Origin of the sequence: Proteus genomosp. 4 str. ATCC 51469 (genome assembly GCF_003144375.1) — a bacterium.
In the GTDB taxonomy this organism is placed as follows: Bacteria; Pseudomonadota; Gammaproteobacteria; order Enterobacterales; family Enterobacteriaceae; genus Proteus.
Map to the genome: position 1 here is coordinate 98348 of NZ_PENV01000014.1, position 24703 is coordinate 123050.

The following is a 24703-nucleotide window of genomic DNA, read 5'->3' on the forward strand; positions in this document are numbered from 1 at the left end:
CTATTTAAGTGACAAACTGTGTTGTAAAACAACATGATAATACTCTCTGCTCGAATATTGATAGCACTTATCATCCGAGAAAGTGATACATGAAACAGGAAGTACAGGCATTAAACTATTTGTTAACCAAACTTCATCTGCTTGATAAAGCGTTTCCGGTTTTTCTCTCACAATAACAATTTTCCAATTCAGTTTTTGTGCTAATTGAATAATTGATTGGCGCATAATGCCATTTACGCCAGAATCAGTCAGATCTGGTGTGAAAAGTGTATTCCCTTTACGCCAAAAAAGATTTGCCGCATTTGCTTCAACTAAATATCCTTCATTATCACACACTAAAACATCATCAAATTCTGTTTTTTCTAAATGGTGCTTAATAAGAACCTGCTCCAAACGATTTAAGTGCTTAATTCCCGCTAGTTGTGGATTTTTGCCTAAAGTAATAGGGCTGATAGCTAGTGATATACCTTCACTTTGCTGGTGGAGGTAATGGGCAGGATAGGATGACAATGAGGTTATAACTGTTGGTGTAATAAATCCATTTGAAGAATAACCACGACCACCATAACCCCGACTGATGATAATTTTAATAACACCTTTTGCTTGGGTGTCAGAAGCGACATCTATAATGTGTTTTTTTAAATCAGACCAATTTGGATGAGGGAGAAAAAGTGCCTCACAGCCTTGTTTTAAACGATTAAGGTGTGCGGATAGCATAGAAGGCTTGCCTTGTTCTATTGCAAGGGTAGTAAAGCAGCCATCACCAAACTGTATCGCTCGGTCACTTGCATCTACATTTTGTTGCTGTTGTCCATTTACCCAATGCATCTAACACACCCTACATCTATGTTATTGATATCAGTCTGCACATGATAAAACAACTGGCAGTAAAAGGACAAAATAAAAGACCCAGAATAATCCTGGGTCTTTAAGTATTTTTCAACTTTCTGCAAAAAACGGTTTAAACGCGCTTAAAGAGAATTGAACCATTAGTACCACCAAAGCCAAATGAGTTACACAGAGCATATTCCATGTTCTCAACTTTACGTGCTTTATGTGGAACAAAATCAAGATGACAATTTTCGTCTTGATTATCAAGGTTAATTGTTGGAGGTACGATTTGGTCACGCAGAGAAAGAATAGTAAAGATAGACTCAATGGCTCCAGCAGCGCCTAATAAATGGCCTGTCATAGATTTTGTTGAGCTAACTAATACATCTGTGCCTTTACCAAATACGTTTTCTACCGCTTGTGCTTCAGCAACATCACCCGCATTCGTTGATGTACCATGTGCGTTGATATAACCCACTTGAGATGCATCAATACCCGCATCTTTTAGTGCATTTGTCATCGCTAGCGCACCGCCTTCGCCATTTTCTGCTGGTGAAGTCATGTGATAAGCATCACTGCTCATACCAAAACCCACTATTTCAGCATAGATTTTAGCACCACGTTTTTTAGCGTGTTCGTATTCTTCAAGAACCAGAACACCCGCGCCATCACCTAACACGAAACCATCACGATCTTTATCCCATGGACGGCTAGCCGCTTGAGGGTTATCGTTACGTGTTGATAATGCACGAACTGCACCAAAGCCACCTAAACCTAATGGAGTAGTTGCTTTTTCGGCACCGCCTGCAAGCATTGCATCTGCATCGCCGTAAGCGATAATACGCGCAGCATGCCCAATATTATGGACACCTGATGTACATGCTGTTGCGATAGAGATTGTAGGGCCACGAAGACCATACATAATGCTTAAATGCCCTGCAACCATGTTAATGATGGTTGAAGGTACAAAGAATGGGCTAATTTTACGAGGGCCACCATTTGTCATTGACGTATGGTTTTCTTCGATAAGGCCTAAGCCACCAATACCAGAACCAATAGCAGCTCCGATGCGACTTGCATTGGCTTCTGTTACTTCAAGACCTGAATCCGCAATGGCTTGCACACCTGCCGCAATACCATATTGAATGAAAAGATCCATCTTACGCGCGTCTTTACGCGAAAGATTATAATCTTCATGATTGAAATTTTTTACCAATCCTGCGAATTTAGTCGCATGATGACTGGTGTCAAAATCTTCGATAAGGCCGATACCACTCTGTCCGGAACACACGGCTTCCCAAGAAGCTGTTGCGTTATTACCGACAGGAGATAACATGCCTAGTCCGGTCACAACTACACGACGCTTAGACACGCTTATCCTCCAAGGAGGGAAAAAGTTTAGGATTAAAAATATAGGCGGTCGAGTGACCGCCTAGATTAGCAAGCTTATTTACCTGCGTTTTCAACGTAATCAATAGCAGCTTGAACTGTAGTAATTTTTTCTGCTTCTTCGTCTGGGATTTCGATATCGAATTCTTCTTCCAGAGCCATTACCAGCTCAACTGTGTCAAGAGAATCAGCGCCTAAGTCATCAACAAATGAAGCTGAATTTACAACTTCTTCCTCTTTAACACCCAGTTGTTCAACAATGATTTTCTTAACGCGTTCGTCGATAGTGCTCATACTATTAAATTTCCTATCAAAACTCGCTTGCGCGATGATTTTCTTAGTTTATAAATACAGGAAAAGATCTAACCAATCCCGACTGTGTGGACTACTTTATTCGCTATATTTTGCATTATATTGTACGCAAAAAGCAAATATAAAGACGTCCCCATAATTAGATCATGTACATGCCACCATTGACATGCAATGTTTCACCCGTGATATAGCTCGCTTCATCAGAAGCTAAGAAGGCTACAGCACTGGCAATCTCTTTGGCATCACCTAAACGGTTAGCAGGAACTTGAGATAAAATACCTGCTCTTTGGTCATCTGTTAATGCTCTTGTCATATCAGTTTCGATAAAACCAGGTGCAACAACATTTACCGTAATGCCCCGGGAAGCAACTTCGCGTGCTAATGATTTACTAAAACCAATCACACCCGCTTTTGCCGCCGCGTAGTTTGCCTGTCCTGCGTTACCCATGGTTCCAACAACAGAACCAATGGTAATTATACGACCATAACGTTTTTTCATCATAGCACGCATAACTGCTTTAGACAGACGGAAGACTGATGAAAGATTTGTGTTGATGATATCTTGCCACTCATCATCTTTCATGCGCATCAACAGGTTATCACGAGTAATACCTGCATTATTGACCAAAATATCAATTTCGCCAAATTCAGCACGCACTTCAGCTAAAAATTTTTCGATAGAGTCGTTTTCTGTGACATTTAACACAAAACCCTTACCTTTACCGCTTAAATATTCGCTGATAGCTTGCGCACCGTTTTCACTCGTTGCTGTACCAATTACGGTTGCACCGCGCGCAACTAAATCCTCTGCAATCGCACGGCCAATGCCACGGCTTGCACCAGTAACTAGCGCTATTTTTCCGTCAAATCCCATGAGATCCCTCAGTCATTTCCTAATGCAGCATCTAATGAAGCAATATCATTAACTGCTGCAGCGTTCATTTCTTTAGAAATACGTTTTGTTAAACCAGTTAATACTTTTCCTGGACCGATTTCTAATAGTTGTGTGATGCCTTTTTCAGCGATAAATTCAACCGTTTCAGTCCAACGAACTGGGTTATAAAGCTGGCGAACTAACGCATCACGGATAGCATTTGCATCAGTTTGCGCTTTCACATCAACGTTATTAACGACCTGAATTTCAGGTTGTTTAAATTCAATTTCTTGCAATGCAACTGCAAGCTTATCAGCTGCTGGCTTCATTAAAGCACAATGCGAAGGCACGCTTACCGCTAATGGTAATGCACGTTTAGCACCAGCTTCTTTACATAAAACACCAGCACGTTCTACTGCCTCTTTGTTACCTGCGATAACAACTTGGCCTGGTGAATTAAAGTTTACAGGTGAAACAACTTGCCCTTGGGCAGCTTCTTCACAGGCTTTTGCAATAGCATCGTTATCTAAACCGATAATTGCATACATTGCACCAGTACCTGCTGGTACTGCTTCTTGCATCAGCTGACCGCGTAATTCTACTAATTTAATGGCTGCTGCGAAATCAATAACACCAGCACACACTAAAGCAGAATACTCACCAAGACTGTGACCTGCCATCATTTGTGGCATTTTGCCTTGCTTTTCTTGCCATATACGCCAAACAGCAACTGATGCCGCTAATAATGCTGGCTGTGTTTTCCATGTTTTGTTTAACTCTTCTTCTGGGCCATTTTGAACTAAATCCCACAGAGAGTAACCTAATACATCAGATGCTTGAGCAAATGTTTCAGTCACTATCGGATATTGCTCTGCAAGTTCTGCAAGCATTCCAACAGTTTGCGATCCCTGTCCAGGGAAAACCATTGCAAAATCAGTCATGTTTATTTTCCTGATAATATTAAAAACGGATAAGTGCAGAACCCCAAGTAAAACCGCCACCAAACGCTTCCAGCAAGATTAACTGACCACGTTGAATGCGATTGTCTCTTACAGCTTCATCTAATGCTGTTGGGACTGATGCTGCTGACGTATTGCCGTGGCGATCTAATGTCACCACTACTTTATCCATTGTCATATCCAGCTTTTTCGCTGTCGCTGAAATAATTCTTAAATTTGCCTGATGAGGCACAAGCCAGTCCAGTTCAGATTTATCAATATTGTTAGCTTCGAGTGTCTCATCCACAATGTGGGCAAGTTCACGAACTGCGACTTTAAATACTTCATTTCCTGCCATGGTAACGTAAGCAGGTAAATCTTCATTTTCTTTACGTTGATAAGGTAATGCTAATAAATCACCAAAACGCCCATCAGAATGTAAATGTGTAGAAATAATACCTTCGTCTTCTGACGCACCTACAACTGCTGCACCTGCCGCATCACCAAATAAAATAATGGTGCCACGATCGTTAGGATCTAACGCATGGGATAATCTATCAGCACCGATAACAAGAGCATGCTTAACAGAACCTGCTTTAATAAATTGATCAGCAATGCTTAACGCATAAACAAAGCCAGAACATGCAGCAGCAACGTCAAATGCGATGCAATCATTGATACCTAACGCATTTTGAATCTGACATGCTGCACTTGGAAATGCATGTGAGCCTGATGTTGTAGCAACAACAATCAATCCAATGTCTTGTTTATCAATACCAGACATTTCTAGTGCTTTTTCAGCCGCACCTGCGCCCATCACAGCAACAGTTTCTTCTTCTGTTGCAATCCGACGTTCATTAATACCTGTTCGGGTAACAATCCATTCGTCAGATGTTTCAACCATTTTTTCTAAATCGGCATTAGTTCGCACTTGTACAGGCAAGTAACTACCAGTACCTAAGATTTTTGTATACATTCTATCAATCGCTCTTGGGTAATACTGTTGTCAGTCGAGAAGCGATCCGTTCTGGGATTTTTCGCTCAACGGCATGAACAGCCTGTTCTATTGCTGCTGTAAACGCGCTTTCATTTGCGCCACCATGGCTCTTAATGACGATACCGCGTAATCCTAACAGAGAAGCACCGTTATACTGGTCGGGGTTCATGTGTCCAAAACGCTTAATTAGCCGTTTTTGTAACCACTTCTTCAATATTTTCATCCACCACGACGTTTTTTTATTTTCGGTAGTAGAAGATTTAATCAATGAAAGGAAAACTCGAATAACTCCTTCCATCGTTTTAAGGGAGACATTACCTGCGAAGCCGTCACACACCAATACATCTGTTTTGCCTGTCAGTAATTCATTACCTTCAACATAACCAATATAATTGATATTAGGTGTCGACTTTAATACTGTAGCGGCTTCGCGGATATTATCTAATCCTTTGCTCTCTTCTTCACCAATATTCAAAAGTGCTACTTTAGGTGAACTAATCCCTGCAATTTCTTCGGCCATCACTGCGCCCATCACGGCAAACTGTACTAACATTTGACTATCGCAGTTAACGTTAGCACCTAAATCAAGAACGACAGTCTTACCTTTTTTCTGGTTGGGTAATATTGAAACCAGTGCAGGACGTTCAATTCCATCAATAGCATTAAGTCGCAGTTTTGCTAATCCCATTAATACACCAGTATTACCTGCACTTACACATGCTTGTGCTTCACCAGTTTTCACGAGATCAAGTGCCACTCGCATTGATGTGCCTTTACTGGCTCTAATACCGTGTGAAGGTTTAGCATCATTGGCGACAATATGTTCTGCGGGTATAACGTGTAAACGGGAGATTAGCTCGGCATTTTGATCTGCAAGCAGAGGAGAGATAGCGTCTGGTTGACCTACCAGCAATATTTTTAAATGAGGATTAGATGCCAGCGCCCGCAAACAAGCAGGCACTGTGATGCGAGGACCGAAGTCCCCGCCCATCGCATCTAACGCTATGGTTAGATTTGTCAAGGTATCAACGAGCTATAAAGCTAATTACTTGTTGATAACCTTGCGACCACGGTAGTAACCGTCAGCAGTTACATGGTGACGCAGGTGAGTTTCACCAGAAGTTTTGTCAACTGAAACTTGAGTTACTGTCAGCGCGTCATGAGAACGACGCATACCGCGTTTAGAACGAGTTGGTTTGTTTTGTTGTACGGCCATTGACCTTACTCCTTAGTACTTTTCTTTAAACTGGCTAATACGGCAAATGGATTTGGTTTCTCTGATAATTCCTCAGGGAGTTCACCAAACACCATATCCGCGTCGGACACTTCACAGTGTTCAAAATCATGTACCGGAACCACCGGCAAGTTGAGGATTATTTCATCTTCAATCATTGCCAGCAAATCTATTTCACCAAATTCGTTTACATCGACTGGTTCATATTCTTCCGGTAATGCCTCGGCCCGTTCATCACTGACAACAGGGCTAAAACAATATGTTGCGTGAACATGATAAGGAAAATGGCCACCACAACGTTGACATTCTAAAGTGACATCCACATCGGAATGCCCTTTAATCACGGCAAGACGTTGATGGTCAATATCAAATGATAAAGCCACATCAATATTACTGTCCACACTGACCACCGATTCAGCTAAGCGGCTTACTTGCTCTGGAGAATAATGACCGTCATAGTCTAAATTCTTTTGAGCTGCTCGCAGCGCATCAATGGTCAGGGGTAATTTTACCTTTTGCATAAGGCGCGCATATTATCTTTGTAATGGAATATAGTCAAAGAAAAAGGCGGGTTATCTACACCTTTCCACCAAAATTCGCTTTATCAGCGGCGCATAGTTTAGAATGTCAGGCATCATTTTGCTACGGATTTTAAAAAAAATATGTTGCCACTCGTTCTTGCGTCTACTTCACCCTTTCGAGCTCAGTTGCTGAAAAAGCTTGGAATGCCCTTTATACAGGCATCTCCCGATATTGACGAAACCCCGAAGCCCACTGAATGTGCTCAAGATCTTGTCACTCGCTTATCCTATGAAAAAGCGAGCGCTTTACAAGCAAAATTTCCACATCACCTTATTATTGGCTCTGATCAAGTTTGTGTATTAAATAAAAAAATCACGGGCAAGCCACATAATTTTGATAATGCTTTCGCACAATTAAAGCTAGCTTCAGGACAATGTGTGTCGTTTTATACCGGATTAACAGTATACAATAGTTTAACTTTAGAACATCAAACACATTGTGAATTATTTCAAGTATACTTTCGCCATTTAACTGATGACGAAATTACCCATTATTTAAATAAAGAAATGCCGTTCAATTGTGCGGGAAGTTTTAAGTCTGAAGGGTTAGGTATTACTCTTTTTGATAAATTGAAAGGCGATGATCCAAATTCTTTAATTGGTTTACCACTTATCCGATTGAATAAAATGTTACTCTCGCAAAGAATAAACCCATTATTTTTCTCTGATGATCAAAAATAACCCCGATCATCTTATTTTTAATCTTATGTAGCGATAAAGCGTATTATGAATAAACTAACATCCGTCTTAATAGCGTTAGTGATGGCAACAGCATTAGCAGGTTGTTCTGATGAGAAAGACTCAGAAACAGCTCAAACGACTAATACGGCCAATACTGTCCAAGACAGTGTAATTTCAAATAAAAAAGATGACAGCACATCCTCATTCAAAAAGAATTTTGTCAGTAGTTGCATATTAGGATCAGGTATTACTGATGATGCGCTCATTCCTCAAATTACAGAGGTGTGCGGATGCACCTACGACAGCATCATTAAAAATTATGGTATTACCGAATTTATTCGTGTTGATATGGAAATGCGCAAAAATGGTTCAAAATCACTGCCTAAAGAGTGGGATATTGATAACATCGTTGAGCAATGTATGACAAAGGTTGAAGGTTAATGACGTTTTTAAATTAACTGTCTTACATAATGTTAAGCAAAAAACGCGCCCAGCTAACTGGGCGCATTGAGTGTTCGGATTTTCTGTCGAAATAAGAATATTTAGACCTAAGATTTTTGACTACGTAACACCTGCAAACAATGGCGTAATGTATTATCCATTGGCGCTTCAATTCGCATCTGTTCACCCGTTGAAGGATGAGTGAATGTCAAAGAGCTTGCATGTAAAAATAAGCGATTAAGCTTTGTTCCAACCAATTGTGCATCAAAATCACGATCACCATAACGATCATCAAAAGCAATAGGATGACCTGCATGTAATGTATGTACACGGATTTGGTGTGTTCTTCCGGTAACAGGGCTTGCTTTCACCAGAGTGGCAAACTCAAAACGCTCTTCTACTTTAAAACGGGTCTCTGAAGGCTTACCCTCATTGCTCACTTTTACTACGCGCTCACCACTTTGAAGAATGTTTTTCAATAACGGAGCTTGTACTACTTTAGTGTGTGATTGCCACTGACCACGAACTAGTGCCAAATAATCTTTTTGCATCTGTTTTAAACGTAATTGCTCATGTAGCGCACGTAGTGCTGAACGTTTTTTTGCAATTAACAATACACCGGAAGTATCTCTATCAAGGCGATGAACAAGCTCTAAAAAGCGAGCTTCTGGACGTAATGCACGCAAACCTTCAATAACACCAAAGCTTAAACCACTGCCACCATGCACGGCTGTACCAGATGGTTTATTAATCAGCATTAAATGTTCGTCTTCATATAAAATACAATTAGCTAAGGCAGAAACTTTGTCTAATTTTGGTGATACAGTAATTTCTTCTTTTTCTGCTACTCTCACCGGCGGAATGCGAATACTGTCACCTGCATTTAATTTATATTCAGGTTTAATTCGCCCTTTATTGACTCGAACTTCCCCTTTACGGATAATTCGGTAAATCATACTCTTTGGTACACCTTTTAAGCGTGCCAGTAGAAAATTATCGATACGCTGGCCTGCTTCATCGCCATCAATGGTGACGAACTGAACTTGATTAAATGATTTCATAGTGGCGATTCTTTGGCTCTCTTAAAATAAAAATAACAAACAACTTTGTGGTGCACAAAATAACATCAATTCTGTCGTCTATTTTAACCTGAATAATGGGAAAAAGACGAAACATTAGCTAATCTCTCATATTTATACAGAAAAAGTCACCAAAGCGGAAAAGTCATCTTGCTATAACCCTAACACCAATGGAATAATGCAGACTCTCCTGATTATGTTTATCAGGTATATTTATGAAAATTTTGTTTGTTTGATTTTCAAAATGCAGCAATGGCGTAAGACATAGTCGAAAATCAAACAATTTAGTATGCCACAAATACATCGCTTATTGAGTTGAAACATTGTGTTCAATTAAAGAGTGCTGAATTTTTGAACTAAAAATCAGACTCACCGAGATATTGCACCTCTATACAATCGACAACCGTGAGGTTGACGCATTTGTAAAAGACACGAGGTCATCGGTTATCAATAGTGTAATTACGTATGTTAGTGGCACATTATAAAACGTGAAAATAACGAGTAAGTCACAATATGAAAAGAATGTTAATTAACGCGACTCAGCAGGAAGAGTTGCGTGTTGCCCTTGTGGATGGGCAACGCTTGTACGATCTGGATATCGAAAGCCCCGGTCATGAACAGAAAAAAGCGAATATCTATAAAGGTAAAATCACTCGAATTGAACCCAGCCTAGAAGCTGCTTTTGTTGATTATGGTGCGGAACGCCACGGTTTCCTTCCTATTAAAGAAATAGCCCGCGAATACTTTCCTAGTAATTATCACTCCCATGGTCGTCCTAACATCAAAGATGTCTTGAAAGAAGGCCAGGAAGTTATTGTTCAAGTTGATAAAGAAGAGCGTGGTAATAAAGGTGCTGCATTAACCACTTTTATCAGCCTTGCAGGAAGCTATTTGGTATTAATGCCAAATAATCCTCGTGCAGGTGGTATTTCTCGCCGTATCGAAGGTGAAGACCGTACAGAACTCAAAGAAGCCTTATCAAGTCTTGAAATTCCAGATGGCATGGGTCTGATTGTACGTACTGCTGGTGTCGGTAAATCGGCTGAAGCACTACAACAAGATTTAAGCTATCGTCTAAGACATTGGGATGCCATTAAAAAAGCAGCAGAGAATCGCCCTGCTCCTTTCTTAATCCATCAGGAAAGTAACGTAATCGTTCGCGCATTCCGCGACTATTTACGTCCTGATATTGGTGAAATCTTAATTGATAATGCAAAAGTCGTTGAAATGGCTCGTAGTCATATCGAAGCGATTGGTCGTGGTGATTTTGCCAGCAAAATTCGTCATTATACTGGCGCAGTTCCATTATTTAGCCATTATCAAATTGAATCACAAATTGAATCAGCTTTTCAGCGTGAAGTTCGCCTACCTTCTGGTGGTGCATTAGTTATTGATACTACTGAAGCATTAACGGCGATTGATATTAACTCCTCTCGTTCAACGCGTGGTGGTGATATCGAAGAAACGGCATTCAATACTAACTTAGAAGCTGCTGACGAAATTGCACGTCAATTACGTTTACGCGACCTCGGTGGTTTAATTGTTATCGACTTTATCGATATGACGCCAGTGCGCCATCAACGTGAAGTTGAAAATAGAATGCGCGAGGCTGTACGCCAAGATCGTGCTCGTATTCAAATTGGACGCATCTCTCGCTTCGGCTTATTAGAGATGTCTCGTCAACGCTTAAGTCCTTCATTGGGTGAATCAAGCCATCACGTTTGTCCTCGTTGCTTAGGTACTGGTACTATTCGTGATAACGAATCATTATCACTTTCTGTGTTACGTCTAATTGAAGAAGAAGCGCTGAAAGAGAATACCCATGAAGTACATGCAATTGTTCCTGTTCAAATTGCCTCTTATTTGCTTAACGAAAAACGTAAAGCTGTAACAGATATTGAACTGCGTCAATCTAATGTTAAAGTGGTTATTGTTCCTAATGACCAAATGCAAACCCCTCATTTCTCTGTTATTCGTGTGCGTAAGGGCGAAGAAATTACATCTCTGAGCTACAACTTAGCGCAATTCCATGAAAGTCAGTTAAATGAAGCTGAAGACGATGTTGTCACAGAGCGCAAAGCGCCTGAACAACCTGCTATTTCAGCCTTTGGATTGCAAGAAGAAAACACTCCAGAAACGACAACGAAAAGTAAAAAAGCACCTCAACCTCAAGCTAAGCCAGTTAAATCAGAGCAAGCCCAAGGTACTGGCTTCTTTGCCTCAGTTGCAAAATTCTTCTCTAACTTATTTGGTAGCGAGCCAGAGCCTGCGGTAACACAAGAAAAACCACAGGAAACCAAGAAAGAGAATACAGATAATCGTCGTGAACGTCGTAATAACAACAATCGACGTAACAACAATAATCGCCGTGACCGTGATAACGATCGTAATCGTGATAACACGAATAGCGAAGACAACCGCAAAAATCGCAATCAAAAACCACAAACAGCTCCAACAACTGAAGTGAGTAGTGAGCAAGAGATTGCAGAACGCGAAGCGCGTCGCCAACAACGTCGTGAACAACGCGCAGAGCAACGCCGTCGTCAAGAAGAGAAACGTCAGCAGCAACAAGAAGCCGCGAAAGCACAAGCTGCACTTAGCGAAAATGATGCGACTGAAAAAGACAGTGCAGATGAGAAGAAAGAAGAACCTCGTCGCCCTGCTATGCAACGTCGTAATCGTCGCCAATTAACACAATCTGTACGTGTAACAGACAACAACGATACAACGTTAGCCATTGCTCCTGTTGCTCCTGTTGCAACAACAGAAAAGGCAATTTCAGAACCTCCAGTTGCTATCGCACCAGCTAAAGTTGCTCCAACGGAAAAAGCAGCACCTAAAGCCGATGCTGTTACAAAAGTTGAAACAAATGAAGCCCAACCAGTAAAAGCCTTATCTGATGTAGCACCAAAAGCACAAGATGATAATAAAAATGAAGACAACAACGGGCAAGAGAATGTCATGCCTCGTCGTTCTCGTCGTTCACCTCGTCATTTACGTGTAAGTGGTCAACGTCGCCGTCGCTATCGTGATGAACGTACATTAACAGTATCACCAATGCCACTTACAATGGCGGTTGCATCACCTGAGCTTGCTTCTGGTAAAGTATTTATTCGTTATCCTGTAACGCCAATCAGTGATGCGTCATTTATCGAGAATAATGTTGAAAACAACAAGAGTAATGTTGAAAAGAACATCATTACTCATGCAGATCCTCAAATGGTTGCTATCACACCGGCGGTTTCAGAAGCCATTGTTGCAAAAGTGGAACAAGCGGATACCACAGAATCAACCTACACTGTGACTGTTAGCTCTGCATCATCCACTGAAGCTGTTGCTGAAATTATTGCAGTAGAGCCACAATTAGCACCTGTTGAAGCAAATAACATTGAAAACCAAGTTGAAGAAAGTGTTGTCAACAAAGTTATTGATGATGTGAATTCCGAAGAACATGTTACTCGTAAAGAAAATATTTCTGCGGTATTAAACACAACCGAGGCTTATATGCATGAAGCTTCACAACAAGCAGAAACAGATGCAGTGACTGAAAACGTTACACAAGAAGTCATTGCACCTGTAGAACGCGAAGTGACTGAAGCATCTACTCCTGAGCCTCAAACTGTTGCTACTTCAGTTACAACCGAAGAAACAGCTGGACAACACAATGAAAGTGATGCCGAAGCTATTGTTGAAACAGTTGCTGAACCTATCGTTGAAACGATTATTGAAAATCAGCCTGAAGAGAATGAGAGCACAACGGCTGCAACACCTGCAGTAGAAGCAGAGCCAGTCCCAGTAAAAGAAAGCAAACCTACAGCCGTGATTATTCGTCAAGAACCAGTAGTACGCCAACTTCATGCAAGCGCACCAATGACAAAAGCGCCAGCATCTGATGAACCTACTGTCGCGATTGAAATCAAAGCATGGGAAACTCGCCCTGCTTTTGATAAAAAAGGCCGTACTGGTGCAGGCGGACATTGTTCAACTAACCAAGCTTCATCAGTAATGACTAAAGCTGAAAGTCAAAACTAATAATAAGACGTTATTAAGAATATCTTGATAATACCTTTAAATTGAGAACCCACTTTTTAGTGGGTTCTTTTTTTGTGGGTAGCTATTAGCAATTTAACTTAATGTACTTAAGCCCCAAATAAGATAAAAAAAGCCCCTGAATATTCAATTCAGAGGCCTTCAATTTCTTATTCTTGGTAAAGTAATCAGTCTTTTAGATCAGGAAGGTTTTTAATTTCACCCATCGCTTTTAACTGTTTAGAAAGCTCACGGCGTTCTTTAGACAGATCTGCATTTTTAATAATGTAATCATCAACTCGATCGTCATAGTCGCTACGCATATTCGCAATAATACCCAGAACATCTTCAATAGACATACCAGGTTTAATATATTCACTTAAGTTGTCTAATAAAAGAACACGCTTTTGGTTATCACGGATCTTTTTCTCATTGTCAGTGATCTCACGACGGATTTTGTTTTTACGACGATACATACGCACAAACTCCAGTACGTTTTGGAAAGACGGCTTGTTTGCGTTATCCATTTCCTACACCTTTACAATTGATATTTAAGATAAATAGTTCTGTTTAAGATTATCGCTTAATCGTGTCAATAAACAAGCAAAGTTTACAAATTTAATTGATTTCACTTAATTAACAAATAATTAGGATTATTTGTATTAATAAATATAGTCAACATCTTTTAATGAGTAAATGTTGTCTTACTGATAAGTAAAAAATGGCTACACATTTTCATGGGTAGCCAAAATCGACACGATAAAGGATAAATTAGAGCACGATCAAACAGGCTGAGCTTTATTTTGATCCCCATGTTGCAAGTTATCAAATGGCAATAACGCTTTTGGATCTGAGCGTAAAAATACAGCTGAAAGAAGCGTTGTTCCTATTACAATACAGCCCATCACCATATAAGTTGGTGCAAAACCATAATGATCATACCCATAACCTGCTAATGGTGAGAGTAATGTTGCAACAATAGAACTCACACATTGGAAACCCACTAAATAAAGTGTTGAAGATAAACGTTTGTCAAAATGTTGGCTGTTATATTTAAAAATTGAAATTAATAAAATTGGTAACTCAACTGCATGTAACAATTTCATGCAAGAGATCAAAACTGGCCCTTCAACTAATCCAGAACCAATAATACGCGCAGCCATAACGCTACTAGCTAGCAATAAACCGTTTTTAGCACCAATTCTATTAACTAAGAACGGAGCGATAAACATACCACCAGCCTCTAAGAATACCTGTAATGAATTTAGATATCCGTACATCTCATTACCTTGCTGTAAAGTAGCAAATTGCGATGAGAAAAAGACTGGAAATTGTTGGTCATAAACACCATATACACAGGTTCCAATCACAAATAAGATAAGAGCCCAAAAACGAGGTAATGAAAGTAAATTAAGTGCATCTTTTATAGTAATGCCGGATGTCTTTCCATGCTCTAATTGGTTAAATGCGTCTGATTTATCGGTTTTTAATAGAGCTAAAAGAATTAAGAACACGACACCAGAAACAGATGCCATCACAAAATTATAATTAGGGTCGATATTAATATTGTGCCCAGCTATAAATGTTGCTGATGCCCAACCTAACGATCCCCACATTCTCGCCCTACCATATTCAAAACCACGGATACGACTAACACGCTCTGTATATGACTCTAATACGCCAATACCCGCATTAAATGTCATACCCACATATAAGCCCCCTAAAATGGAGCCCACAAAAATATTCCAACGTAGTATTGAAGCAAAACCAAGAAAAAATGGCCCAGAAAGAATAAGTAATATCGCAATCACTAATAACAGGTTTTTTCTTAACCCTAATTTATCCTGAATAAAGCCATATAAAGGTTGCGCACATAATGCAATAAGAGAAATTGCAGAGAATATCAATCCGGTATCAGTCGCCTTTAATCCAACATACTGGTTTAGCCAAATAGAAACTAATGAAAATGATGAAGACCAGGTAAAAAAGAAGAAAAATAACAGCGCACTTAAAATCGCATAGTATTTTTTTGAGTCTTTGTTCATTGGTTAAGCGCCTTATAAAGTCATTCCACTTCTAAATGTTAACGTTAACTTTTAAGCTAACAAACATTATTCTTACTGTAATGTGATGTTAAGCACATAAGTTAACGTTAACAATTTGAGTTATGTGCGCTAGATCTACATTTGTTTTTTATTGCTGTTATACCGCTTATATTGCTAATGTGTTTAATCCTAAAGCAATTATGCTATCTTTTGTGACTGTTTCTAGTGATGCTGGTACAACGCCAACACTAGATAATCATCTTGCTTTATCTTCTATTCATATTTTAATAATGAATCTCTGGCTGATTGCTTGCTGGTGGTTTTATTTTATTGTCATCACAAAAGATCAATATTAGCAGAGGTCCGCTTCTATTCATTCTCACTGCCCCCTATATTGAACGCTGCATAAGCGCGCTTTGATCTGACATTTCACGTTTACCGCATTATGGTTTACCATGGTCTTAATTAAACCCAGTACAACTCATTGAGTAATGATTTAAAAAATCATCAATAAATTTACGGTAGGAAACCTTGTCTAATTCAGCGAAAACGCCCACATTTTACATCCATGATTACGAAACCTTTGGTACACACCCAGCGCTAGATCGCCCGGCTCAATTTGCTGGTATAAGAACTGATATGGATTTCAATATTATTGAAGATCCTCTCGTTATTTATTGCAAACCTAATGATGATTATCTGCCTCATCCAGAAGCAGTGATGATCACAGGAATAACACCACAAATTGCAGCAAAAAATGGGTTAATTGAAGCTGAATTTACCCGTCAAATTCATCAAGCTTTTAGTCAACCTAATAGCTGTATTATGGGTTATAACAACCTTCGATTTGATGATGAAGTAACCCGCAATATTCTTTATCGTAATTTTTATGATCCTTATGCCTATAGTTGGCAAAAAGGAAATTCTCGGTGGGATTTGCTCGATGTTTTACGAGCCTGTTATGCACTACGCCCAGATGGTATTGTTTGGCCTGAAAATGAAGACGGTTTCCCAAGCTTTCGTCTAGAGCTATTAACCAAAGCCAATGGCATATCTCATGAGAATGCGCATGATGCAATGTCTGATGTTTATGCCACCATTGCAATGGCAAAAAAATTAAAACAAGCTCAACCGCGTATGTTTGATTATTTCTTTAATTTACGCGATAAACGTAAAGTTCAGGCGTTAATTGATATTCCCACCATGACACCGATTGTACATGTTTCAGGTATGTTTGGTGCTGCTCGTTCTAATTTAAGTCTTGTGGCGCCTTTGGCATGGCATCCAGATAATCGTAATGCGGTTATTGTGTGCGATTTATCTGCGGATATATCCCCGCTATTAACCTTAACATCAGACCAATTACGTGAGCGTTTATATACGCCACGCAGTGAATTGGCAGTTGATGAACCACCTGTTCCAATTAAATTGCTGCATATTAATAAATGCCCTATTGTGGCACCACAAAATACATTAAGACCTCAAGATGCAGATAGAATTGGTTTAGATGTTGATACTTGTTTAAACAATCAAGCCATTTTATTTTCGCATCCTGAAATACGCAATAAAGTCGTAGAACTCTTCGCTCAACAAACTCCTTTTGTTGTCTCTGATGATGTTGATTCTCAAATTTATAATGGCTTTTTCAGTGAAAATGATCGTAGTGCGATGGAAATTATTCGCTCAACACAACCACAGAATTTACCTGCTTTAGATTTAACATTTGAAGATGCGAGAATGGAACCGCTATTTTTCCGTTATCGTGCGAGAAATTATCCTTCTACCCTCAATTATGATGAGCAACAACGTTGGTTAGCACATAGAAAAGAGAGGTTAACGCCAGAAAAGCTGACTGAATATATCAATACGCTCCAGCTTTTAGCAGAAGAACATAGTGATAACGAAGATAAGCTAAAACAACTACAAGAGCTTTATCTATATGCTCAAGATATTGCGAGTTAGACAATAAGACAAAAGGCAGGTTTTATCCTGCCTTTCTTTTTAACTTAATAAACACAATATAAAGTGATTATTTTTTAGTTTCAATACTTTCAGTTTTGATCTCAGCGTGAACCTGCCCACATCCACACTCTTCTCCCCAGTATTTTAATTTCGAGGTTTTACCTATACCTGGGTTCATACTGTTGGTTGGATCATTATGTTTATAGAACGCTTTTAATTGAGGCTTGGCATAATACATATGGCCTACATTATGCTCTGCAGGATATTCCGCCCCACGTTTATCTAATAACGCTAACATTTCTGCTTTTAGCGCCTTCGCATCAACACCTTTTTTAATAATGTAGTCCTGATGCATAACGTGACACATAAAATGACCACAATAGAGTTTATAAAGTAATTTACTCTCTATTTCTGGCGGTAATTTTTCAAACCAATCTTTGTCATTACGACGCAATGCAATATCTAATGGCAATACATCTTCAACGTCATTCACATGCACAGCATGATAACGAACAGCAGCACCAGCGGCGGCAAAACGGTGCAAGAATGCTTTATTCCCTTCCTCTTCAGTACATTCGAAATAATCACCTGAAGCTTGTTTAAAGTATTCTTTTAAATAGGTTGATGCTTCTTCAATGCCCTCATCAGCCATTCTTAGCATTAAATGATGTTCATATTTATCGCGGAAGTCTGTCATACGTTCAGGTAAATGAGCTGGCCATAATTTGCTCATAAACTGCATAGTTCTATCAACCATATTTTTAGGTAAAAAAGGAACTTTATTTAATACCGCATCTACTCGCCCTTTCACAGCAAATAAAGTTGGCATTTTATCTGTGCCCAATTTATCAATCACTAAAAATGTATCTTTTCCATACACTTCAGCCATTTTATAGTAGCTTCTATGCATATATTCTCCTGCAACAGGAAGCTTTTTAAAATGACTTAAAATATGGCGACGAATATCTTCAAGCTCATCAGGATTATTAGTACCAATATAAAAGACTTGAGTACGATGATCCGCTGGGAAAGTATCTAATCGCACAGCAAATACAGATAATTTACCCGCACTCCCCGCAGCCTCATATAAACGACGTTCATCATTGTTAAACCGAGAAGGCGTATTGGCATCTACATCACGCACACGTTCATGATATTCATGATCGGATGCTAATTTTTCTGTCGCTTGTATTTGTTGCTCGTGGTAATGACGATTATCTAAATTCGTTAAAATTTCTTCTGGGGTTTCGCCTAAATCAATTCCTAAGTGGTTAACTAATTCAGCTTCGCCCTTTTCATTGACACGAGCATACAGCGATAATTCTGTATAAGCAGGACCTCGACGAACTAAAGCCCCACCGGAGTTATTACAGATCCCACCAATAACAGAAGCGCCAATACAAGACGAGCCAATAACAGAATGAGGTTCACGTCCTAATGGCTTTAATACTTTTTCTAAATGCCACAGCGTACTACCAGGAAAGGCAATAACTTGATTATGCTCTGAGAGAACCTGTATTTTGTCTTGACGTAATGTACTAATAATTACGATATCTCTATCATAATCATCACCATTAGGTGTCGAACCTTCGGTTAATCCCGTATTCGCCGCTTGCATAATAATGATTTTATCAGCTTCAACACAGGTTTTAAAAACACGCCATTGTTCTAATAAATTGGCAGGAAATACAACTGCTAATGCCTTACCTTGTCCTGAACGAAAGCCTTTACGATAACGTTCTGTTTTATGTGCTTGTGTTAATACCTGTTTTTTACCAACAATACTTTCAAGTTTACGAATAAAATGTTGATTTACAGAGCTATTACTCTCATTCATTTTCCCTATCCTATTCCTGTCTTGTCTGATTAATTTGTATTTTGCTCGCTTTTATTATTACTCATAAGGCTACGTGCAAAATATAAACTTATCATTTATATAATTGCTTTTATACTGCTATCCACATTTCCAAAAAAAATAATATATTTTATGTTTAGCCATTTTTGTTATTTAAAAATATTTTTGACATTTATTTCTTAAATAGAATATAGATAAGCCTCAATTTACTATTTTATTCTATTATTAGCTTTTCTCTTGCTAGTCGATCCCATGCTCGGCAACTTCGACTTTTATAACTATTTTTATTATTCGCTAATGCCAATTGATATGACAATGTAGGTTCAACAACAGGAAGTACCACTAAATCATCAATGGGATTTTTATTACACATACTCCCAGGCAGTAGCGTTACACCTACACCCGCTTTTACCATCGCTATAATTAAATCTAAATGATTACTGCGTCCCGCAACAATAGGCTTTGTATTATAAATACCGCAGGCACTATAAACTAAATCATTAATGCGAAAATCTTCAGAGAAAAAAATAAATGGTTCATTAATCAACTCTTTAAAATGTACTTCTTTTTTGATGGCTAAAGGATGTGATGGAGATACTAATAGCATCAAGCTTTCTTCTGAAAAAGGTGTTAATTCAAATATGTCATTATTAAAAGGTAATACTACGGCCGCTGTTTCTACTTTTCCCTCTATCATCGCTTCTGCCATTTGTTTAGTTCCTAATTCAAATATTTTTAGTTCAACCTGAGGGTGTAGAGAACTAAATGCCATAATAATATCGGCAAAATACGTCGAAGCTATTACCGGAGGTAATCCCACATTTAATGTCCCTGTCAATGGTCCTGACTTATCCTGTATAGCTTTATTCATACTATTAAATTGTGCGAGTATTTTTTTTGCATGTTCAAAAAGTATCGCACCATCATCCGTTAACCTTACACCATCGACTTCTCTTACTAATAAAATAACACCTAATTCATTTTCTAATTTTTTAATGCTACGACTAATTGCAGGCTGAGTAATAAATAGAGCATCAGCAGCTCGGCTAAAGCCATTTAATTGAATGACTTCAACAAAATAACGTAATGTACGAATATCCATTAGTAACATTTACCTTATTACATTTAGTTATACCATCAATAATAATAAACCATTTCATATTGATTTATATCCGCGGTAAAACATTAAGCATAATATAAATGAATAATCCCATTTTTACAGATTATTATTCGGATATTCTGGAGATAATATGAATAAGACTGTTGTTGAATATATGCTAAACCGATTATATGACTTAGGCATAAGTGATGTTTTTGGTGTTGCTGGCGATTACGCTTTTCCTATAGAAGACACGATTTGTAATAGCAATCATCTGCGTTGGATTGGTAATTGCAACGAATTAAATGCAGCTTACGCTGCTGATGGTTATGCTCGAATTAAAGGTATGGCAGCGTTATCGACAACATTTGGTGTTGGCGAATTAAGTGCGATTAATGCTATTGCAGGCTCTTATGCAGAAAACCTACCGATTTTTCATTTAGTTGGTATGCCAGCAAGTGGTGTACAAAAAAGCAAACGTCTCGTTCATCATACCTTAGGTAATGGTGATTTTGATATTTTCTATCAATTAGCCCAACGTCTTGCTTGTGCTCATGCAATATTAACGCCTGAAAATTGTATTGCTGAAATGGAGCGTTTAATTGCGACAGCATTAAAAGAGCGTCGTCCTGTTTATATTGGTTTACCATCTGATTATGCTGTGATGCCAGTGATAGAAAATGCATCTGTTACCACACCAAAAAAACAAATAAGTGATAAAGAAACACTAGAAAAAGTGGTATCACTGATTATTGATAAGCTTACGCAAAGCAATAATATCTGCGTATTACCCGGTATTTTATCCGCGCGTTTAGGGTTATCAGATAATGTCCAAGCTTTTATTGATAAAACAGGTTTACCTTATGCCACTATGTTTATGGATAAAAGCATATTAAGTGAATCTAATACTCAATATGTTGGGATGTATGATGGACAATTAATGACGCCTGATGTCAGAGAGTTTGTCGAAAATAGTGAATATGTATTAGGGGTCGGAGCAATGATGACCGACTTTAATACGGGAAGTTTCACCGCTAATATTAAACCAGAACAATTTATCAGCATCATGCCAGAATATGTTGAAATTGATTCGGTTATCTATTCTTCTGTTTATATGGAAGATATTCTCTCTGAACTAACCAAACGACTACCAAATAAAAGGTATCATCAGATAAAAGCTAAGGGATTAGAAGACGCTATTTTATCTGTTAACGGTGAAATTACGGCTCAATACCTCTACCCCCGATTAGAGAAATTCTTTAAACCTAACGATATTATTATTGCTGAAACAGGTACATCATCGATGGGATTAGGCTTTGCTCTGTTACCAGAAGGTGCTCAATTCCATAACCAAACATTATGGGGTTCTATTGGTTGGGCAACACCTGCATCATTTGGTGCTGCACTTGCCGCGCCTAACAAACGAGTTATTTTAATTACAGGTGAAGGCTCACATCAATTAACCGTACAAGAAATAAGTCAATTTGTTCGTTTTGGGTTAAAACCGATTATTCTTGTTTTAAATAACGATGGTTATTTAATTGAACGATTATTATGTGATTATCCTGAAGCCTATTATAACGATCTTGCTCAATGGAATTATCATCAATTACCTAAAGCTTTTGGTGCAAGAGATTGGCATTGTGAGAAAGTCACAACGATAGATGAGTTGAATAAAGCGCTTGAAGTAGCCGAATCAGCAGAGAATGCCTCTTACATCGAAATAGTAACAGAGCGATATGAAGCTTCTGAATTAGCACAAAAATTAAAAGAGTCTAAAGATTCACTTTATTCTTTTTAAGCTATAGTATGATTTAAATAATAAAACCTAGCCAATATTTATTTAACTTAGGCTAGGTTTTTGATAGCGTTCTTTGAGTCTTGCCAGAGATTTATCTATTCTTTTCAGCCAAACAAAATCAACTGTCACTTTGTATTCCTTAATAACTAATAATACCGTATTGCTTATTTCATTTTTTAATTTTATACTTATTTACTGAAATTATTTTAAGTAATACTTTCTCAAGTCATATCCCGTAAAAGTTGTAACTATAAATTTTTTTGCTTATTTTATCCACATAACACTGGATGGTAAATAGCTTGTAAATATTTTTTATTTTCGGATACGAGGTGAATTTTTATTTTCAAATGATATTCACCGTGTACTTATGATTTTCATATCTAAATATTTTAATAATTTAAAAATTATTAAAATCAAATAAAATCATCAACTAAGCGATGTTATGTAATTAATACAATTAAAAATAGTAATCCTCATATTCCCATGAGAAATAACGAGAAAGTTTTTCAGCTACTTCTAACCATGTGTTGCCATCACATTTGGCAATATAGTTTTCAATAATTTTTTTTATTTCATTAATATTATATTCTCGTGTAATAAGCGTATGCCTAAATATCCGAGGTTCCCACACATTCTTCAAAATCCATTTAGGAGAACAAACAAATAGATCAAAATTATCAGCACCATTACTATCTTCTGTGCCTATACGCAGTAATAAATTCAAAGAAAAACACTCTTCATCATCAGGATAATAACTATCTACATCATAAAAATCGTTAAATAGTCCTTTTAATATTGCTTTCAAACCAATTCCTCATTGTATTATATCTAAATGCCCATTACCGATACGGACTCTATCTCCTGTCGTTGGATTTATTTTAAGCTGATGATTAAAAAAGAAATCCCAACACTTTGAAATACTTTCCACCGTTGGGATTTTCTTTAAAACTCATCAATAAGGCATTCCATACGAACCTTCTAGTGATTCATATAACTTTACCGCCACGTCACCTTCCGCAATATATTCAACATCAATGGGTTCTAGCTGAATTTGAGGATTAGTATAATCTGCTTCTAAAAATTGACGATACTGTTCCAGCACATAAAGAATTTGTTCAATTGTGAGTATAACCTGCTGTTCAATTACATACTCACAACCGATAAAAACTTTATCTTGTACAGCTAAAACCCAATGGGCGTTCCCCATACCGAAGCAACCATCTGCTAATTTTCCTTCAATAAAATCAGAAAAATTTCTTATCCAAATATCAATTGAGTTAATAGAATATTGGATATCATCGGACAACCAAGCAGCTATTTCACAAACTCCATAACCTTGTTTTGGTATTCTTCTAATATCTTCATTAATGTTCATACCAGATGGAGCATAATGTTGATGGAATTGGCTCCATCTTAAGTATATTTTTCTGCTATACATATCATTGTTTCCTGCCATTATATACTGGCCAAGCAGTTTCCCCTACTCCATCGGGTTTTCCATAATATCCTTCAATTTTAATTTCAGGAGTTAAGGATTGATAGAGATTGTCGTAATTTAGATTTGAAAAACATGCTAATAAAATAATGCCAAAGGATTAGTACTAAATCACAAGCTCAAAACTGACTATTGAGAGGGGAGATGGCTGAATGAGTTTGATATTCCCCCCTCTTCCACTAAATCAAATTGCTAATAATTCAGTTGGCTGAGGAGTGAAATAATCATACAAAACTTAGTGTAGCGCTCATTTTTTCTTTGTAAAAACATTAGTGTCTTTTATGTTCAAGATAACTGACTAAACAAGCAACTATGCTAAAGAAAAAACCAAATCCCATTCCCAAACTTATATAATCTATAAAATTCTCTTTAGTAATAGAAAAAAGACTACCTTCTATTAAGAAATAGAAGATTAATTCTATTAGAGCTTTTATTATTAATAGAGTAAGGAAAACCATAAAAGAGAATGCAACCCAAAGTAGAAGAAAGTATTTAAGCAATCTCATTTTTATTCCTCGTCATTCAATTTTTTTATTTTATCTGTAACTATTTTATTCGCATCTTCGGAACCCAGAGCACCAGCACCACTTCCTATAATACTTGGTATACTGATACCGTTGGCGGAGCTGTAATTAATGGCATTACTACTAATGGGCGTTCTTTAAGCCCGCTAGACCAAGGATTAAATTTATTATCAAAATGATGAGTTAACCATTTTGTGCCTCCATAGCCGATTGTTGAACCAACTAATGCGCCTCCCATTGAGACCCAAGGTGATCCTCCATCAATTAAACTTGAAATACCCGCACCAGTTGTATTCATTGTGAGCGTTCCCAAATATCCCATTCCTGGTGTTATTCCTCCTGTTAACAAAGAAGAACCAAAGCTTGCATAACTAAAGCTCGCTTTTGGGTCTGTGTTAATATTATGCACCTGCATGACTAAATTTGCTGTGCCCGTAGTTGTTACACCTACCACACGGCTAGCAACAGTAGTGCTACCTAACCAACTCGATACATAAGGGCTAATAGCCTTACTCATTATTGGTAAACCTAATGCT

The 24703-nt window shown here is 38.1% G+C and carries 21 protein-coding genes and 1 pseudogene; 5 read left to right on the top strand and 17 right to left on the bottom strand.

Features of this window, described 5'->3' with window-relative positions:
• The 9 genes from pabC to yceD form a co-directional block, all read right to left on the bottom strand.
• Positions 1-828 carry an aminodeoxychorismate lyase gene (pabC, locus tag DK866_RS13925; RefSeq protein ID WP_109409380.1) on the bottom strand — a complete coding sequence of 276 codons (828 nt, stop codon included), beginning with the start codon at positions 826-828 and terminating at the stop codon, positions 1-3.
• A 133-nt stretch (positions 829-961) separates the two neighbouring features.
• Positions 962-2203: a beta-ketoacyl-ACP synthase II gene (fabF, locus tag DK866_RS13930; RefSeq protein WP_109409381.1), complete on the bottom strand. Its 1242-nt coding sequence runs from the start codon at positions 2201-2203 to the stop codon at positions 962-964.
• Positions 2204-2277: 74 nt separating this feature from the next.
• A complete protein-coding gene (gene acpP / locus DK866_RS13935; RefSeq protein WP_004247087.1) occupies positions 2278-2514 on the bottom strand; it encodes an acyl carrier protein in 237 nt (78 codons plus the stop codon).
• A 157-nt stretch (positions 2515-2671) separates the two neighbouring features.
• Positions 2672-3406, bottom strand: coding sequence for a 3-oxoacyl-ACP reductase FabG (gene fabG / locus DK866_RS13940; protein WP_036937746.1), 735 nt, complete (start codon positions 3404-3406; stop codon positions 2672-2674).
• A gap of 8 nt (positions 3407-3414) precedes the next feature.
• Positions 3415-4347 carry an ACP S-malonyltransferase gene (gene fabD, locus DK866_RS13945; RefSeq protein ID WP_109409382.1) on the bottom strand — a complete coding sequence of 311 codons (933 nt, stop codon included), beginning with the start codon at positions 4345-4347 and terminating at the stop codon, positions 3415-3417.
• A 19-nt stretch (positions 4348-4366) separates the two neighbouring features.
• Positions 4367-5320: a beta-ketoacyl-ACP synthase III gene (locus DK866_RS13950; protein WP_109409383.1), complete on the bottom strand. Its 954-nt coding sequence runs from the start codon at positions 5318-5320 to the stop codon at positions 4367-4369.
• A 4-nt stretch (positions 5321-5324) separates the two neighbouring features.
• Positions 5325-6362 (bottom strand): phosphate acyltransferase PlsX, encoded by a 1038-nt coding sequence (gene plsX, locus DK866_RS13955; protein ID WP_109409384.1) that lies wholly within the window; start codon positions 6360-6362, stop codon positions 5325-5327.
• Positions 6363-6386: 24 nt separating this feature from the next.
• A complete protein-coding gene (gene rpmF, locus DK866_RS13960) occupies positions 6387-6557 on the bottom strand; it encodes a 50S ribosomal protein L32 (RefSeq protein ID WP_006537252.1) in 171 nt (56 codons plus the stop codon).
• 5 nt (positions 6558-6562) lie between these two features.
• Positions 6563-7096: a 23S rRNA accumulation protein YceD gene (gene yceD, locus DK866_RS13965; protein WP_036937758.1), complete on the bottom strand. Its 534-nt coding sequence runs from the start codon at positions 7094-7096 to the stop codon at positions 6563-6565.
• Between the two features lie 141 nt (positions 7097-7237).
• Here yceD and DK866_RS13970 point away from each other — a divergent pair, with 141 nt between their 5' ends.
• Entirely contained in the window at positions 7238-7837 is a 600-nt protein-coding gene (locus DK866_RS13970) for a Maf family protein (protein ID WP_109409385.1), read from the top strand.
• A gap of 45 nt (positions 7838-7882) precedes the next feature.
• Positions 7883-8278, top strand: a complete 396-nt coding sequence (locus DK866_RS13975; protein WP_109409386.1) for a hypothetical protein — start codon at positions 7883-7885, stop codon at positions 8276-8278.
• Between the two features lie 107 nt (positions 8279-8385).
• Here DK866_RS13975 and rluC read toward each other — a convergent pair whose 3' ends face one another.
• On the bottom strand, positions 8386-9339 hold the full coding sequence (gene rluC / locus DK866_RS13980; RefSeq protein WP_109409387.1) for a 23S rRNA pseudouridine(955/2504/2580) synthase RluC: 954 nt from the start codon (positions 9337-9339) through the stop codon (positions 8386-8388).
• A 531-nt stretch (positions 9340-9870) separates the two neighbouring features.
• On the opposite strand from rluC, the gene rne reads away from it, so the two are divergent.
• Positions 9871-13389, top strand: coding sequence for a ribonuclease E (gene rne / locus DK866_RS13985; RefSeq protein ID WP_109409388.1), 3519 nt, complete (start codon positions 9871-9873; stop codon positions 13387-13389).
• A gap of 185 nt (positions 13390-13574) precedes the next feature.
• Here the strand turns inward: rne and tmaR are convergent, their stop codons facing one another.
• Both tmaR and DK866_RS13995 read right to left on the bottom strand, forming a co-directional pair.
• Positions 13575-13913, bottom strand: coding sequence for a PTS system regulator TmaR (gene tmaR, locus DK866_RS13990; RefSeq protein WP_036937771.1), 339 nt, complete (start codon positions 13911-13913; stop codon positions 13575-13577).
• Between the two features lie 255 nt (positions 13914-14168).
• Positions 14169-15431, bottom strand: a complete 1263-nt coding sequence (locus DK866_RS13995; protein WP_109409389.1) for an MFS transporter — start codon at positions 15429-15431, stop codon at positions 14169-14171.
• Positions 15432-15962: 531 nt separating this feature from the next.
• Here DK866_RS13995 and sbcB point away from each other — a divergent pair.
• Entirely contained in the window at positions 15963-17393 is a 1431-nt protein-coding gene (sbcB, locus tag DK866_RS14005; protein WP_109409391.1) for an exodeoxyribonuclease I, read from the top strand.
• Between the two features lie 67 nt (positions 17394-17460).
• On the opposite strand, the gene dld is transcribed toward sbcB, so the two are convergent.
• Both dld and DK866_RS14015 read right to left on the bottom strand, forming a co-directional pair.
• Positions 17461-19230: a D-lactate dehydrogenase gene (gene dld, locus DK866_RS14010; RefSeq protein ID WP_109409392.1), complete on the bottom strand. Its 1770-nt coding sequence runs from the start codon at positions 19228-19230 to the stop codon at positions 17461-17463.
• 232 nt (positions 19231-19462) lie between these two features.
• Complete coding sequence (locus tag DK866_RS14015) at positions 19463-20350, bottom strand: LysR family transcriptional regulator (RefSeq protein WP_109409393.1); 888 nt, start codon at positions 20348-20350, stop codon at positions 19463-19465.
• 148 nt (positions 20351-20498) lie between these two features.
• On the opposite strand from DK866_RS14015, the gene DK866_RS14020 reads away from it, so the two are divergent.
• A complete protein-coding gene (locus DK866_RS14020; protein ID WP_109409394.1) occupies positions 20499-22148 on the top strand; it encodes an alpha-keto acid decarboxylase family protein in 1650 nt (549 codons plus the stop codon).
• 457 nt (positions 22149-22605) lie between these two features.
• On the opposite strand, the gene DK866_RS14025 is transcribed toward DK866_RS14020, so the two are convergent.
• From DK866_RS14025 to DK866_RS14040, 3 genes and pseudogenes are all read right to left on the bottom strand, one after another.
• Positions 22606-22953 carry an immunity 8 family protein gene (locus DK866_RS14025; RefSeq protein ID WP_109409395.1) on the bottom strand — a complete coding sequence of 116 codons (348 nt, stop codon included), beginning with the start codon at positions 22951-22953 and terminating at the stop codon, positions 22606-22608.
• 147 nt (positions 22954-23100) lie between these two features.
• Positions 23101-23586 (bottom strand): hypothetical protein, encoded by a 486-nt coding sequence (locus DK866_RS14030; protein ID WP_109409402.1) that lies wholly within the window; start codon positions 23584-23586, stop codon positions 23101-23103.
• 648 nt (positions 23587-24234) lie between these two features.
• Positions 24235-24703 (bottom strand): annotated as a pseudogene (locus tag DK866_RS14040) (hypothetical protein); the annotation flags it as partial.